Origin of the sequence: Anaerobium acetethylicum, assembly GCF_900096945.1 — a bacterium.
Taxonomy (GTDB): Bacteria; Bacillota; Clostridia; order Lachnospirales; family Lachnospiraceae; genus Anaerobium; species Anaerobium acetethylicum.
In genome coordinates, this window is the sequence record NZ_FMKA01000087.1 from 1 (window position 1) to 2,105 (window position 2,105).

A 2,105-nucleotide genomic window follows, 5' to 3' on the forward strand; every position below is an offset into this window, starting at 1 on the left:
CATTGGGATATAGATTACTTGCTCTCTAAGAAAGCAATAATCTCAGCGCGGCTCCTACAACTATTTTGTATCGCCGCTATGAGTTCCTCGTTTTCGTGTTTCTGCTTCTCTACATAAAGCTCATCGAGTTCAGATGCAACCTTGTCACATCTTTCTTTGAGTTTTCTGAATTTTTCCTCAGTCTCAGCTATTTTTGCTTCTATCGATTTAGTAGTTTTGGTCCGAGCCATCTTCTTCCTTTTCCTCCTTTTCCGGTTTTGCAGACTTCGCAAGTTCCATTCCGACAGCGATTGCTTTTGCGCGTATGGTATCTTCATCAAGTCCAAATGCTCCTAGTATCGTTTTCTGAGTAGCTGTAATGGCATGATCAAGCTTATAATGGCCTTTGGGCTGTTTGATCAATTCTATTTTTTCAAGTTCGCGTAACGCAGCCGGAACCGTCATATAGTTTGGTTTCTTTGACATTTCTGCCATTCGTTTTCGTAACAGAGTGTATATTTTGCTTCGAATGATTAATGCTATAAATTCGATAAAAATCTTTGATTCGAGGGCATCATTTCCGGACACTCTGAGTGAATGATTTCCTAAAAATGACTTATCACTGCAAAACAGCTTCTCTGATGCATCTCTGCTTTTATATAGCGCAAGCGCTTCCTGGGCAGACATCTTTTTTGAAGTCACGATCGTAAAGTATCCACAGAGTTGCATTTCTTTCTCAATGATATCTGCTCGCTCTTTATAGCCATAAAATTTACGTACACCCGCCTTTTCATGATAAGTTAGGTCAAAGTAATGTTCGTAGGGACTTCCAAAAGTGATTTCTTTTCCTTTATATTTCTCCATTGTGTTTTCCATACGCTGTAGCATAGTTTCTAACTGCATAAGTTCTGCATTTTCCTTGCTTGTTTTGTGATACAGATGAAAATAACTATCTTGTTCATCGTCAATATAGAGTTTTGCTCGAATTGTTGTGCCATAGGTAAGATATTCCTTTATAAAGCAGGATCTTTTTAGTTCAAACTCTCCCTTGTGATCCGTTATCAATTGGTGCACAAAAGATGCTTTCCCCTTAACCATTATGACATAATCATAGTTGCAGGATTCCATATATTTTATATTGTCCTTGCTGAAATACCCTCTATCTAGCACAAATCCAATATTCTTATAGCCATATCCTTGAAATTTTTCTATCACGTAGTGCAACTGTGATACATCAACAATGCTTCCCGGATAACTTTCATACAGTAATGGAATCTGATTATTCATATCATAAGCAACAGAGTAATTGAAAACAGGTGCACCGACATCATTCTTGGGGTGACCATATTCTGCTTTTTCGATGTCACCGGCTTTACAATTTTTATTGGTGGAGTCATAAGAAATATAAATTCTTTCATCATGATTTCTATGTTCATTCCAGCTATTTAAGAAATTCACTCGATCATCCGCTGAGATTTCTGTTAGGAATCTTGATATCGTTGAATCACTATAAATCTTATGTTCCGGTGTCATAAGTGGATGATTATATGCATACTCAGGGTAATGTTGAGCCGCATTATTTTCTGAAATAATGGAGTATGCAGCAAGATCAAGTAAAAGACCTTTGCCTCGATCATCCCAATTGTCCAGATGGTCAAAGAGTTGGTAATCTTCTGCGATTTTCTTGATAACAAGATAAGACCCAACTCTAACACAGGAACTTCTTGATGACTCATCATTTTCTTCCGGAAGTGCTACATCGGGAAAGTATTTTTCGAAATTTGGATTTGGATACATCTTGGTATCATCGCTGGATGACATCTTTCCAATAGTTGTTCTCTGAGGAACATTATACTTCTTATCAGGATTATATTTTCTCCCATAAGTGTATTCAATATATGTTGTATTTCCGCGTTTGTTTTTTGAAATCTTTCCGGTATTTTCAGGGATTTTAACAAGAAAGTTGTAATACATTTCGCACCTCCATTGAGCATGATATCCTACTCAATAATTATAACAAAAATACCACGATTTGGCAAGTGGAAATCGTGGTAAAATCCAGTATTTATGCGTGTTTTAGACACTTTTTGGAGTGCTATGAGTATGACGGTTTTGGGAAGTTAGCA

2 protein-coding genes are annotated in these 2,105 nt (G+C 37.0%); both read right to left on the reverse strand.

The window, feature by feature from the left end; genetic code table 11:
* Positions 1–14: 14 nt before the first annotated feature.
* Positions 15–230 carry a hypothetical protein gene (locus BJR36_RS19875; RefSeq protein ID WP_091237165.1) on the reverse strand — a complete coding sequence of 72 codons (216 nt, stop codon included), beginning with the start codon at positions 228–230 and terminating at the stop codon, positions 15–17.
* Positions 208–1,953, reverse strand: coding sequence for an IS1634 family transposase (locus BJR36_RS19880; protein WP_091237166.1), 1,746 nt, complete (start codon positions 1,951–1,953; stop codon positions 208–210). Before BJR36_RS19880 ends, BJR36_RS19875 begins: the two co-directional genes overlap by 23 nt.
* Between the last annotated feature and the right edge of the window lie 152 nt (positions 1,954–2,105).

Excerpts from the sequence above, each read along its gene's own strand:
- BJR36_RS19875 (WP_091237165.1), bottom strand. The coding sequence starts at position 230 with ATGGCTCGGACCAAAACTACTAAATCGATAGAAGCAAAAATAGCTGAG.
- BJR36_RS19880 (WP_091237166.1), bottom strand. The coding sequence starts at position 1,953 with ATGTATTACAACTTTCTTGTTAAAATCCCTGAAAATACCGGAAAGATT.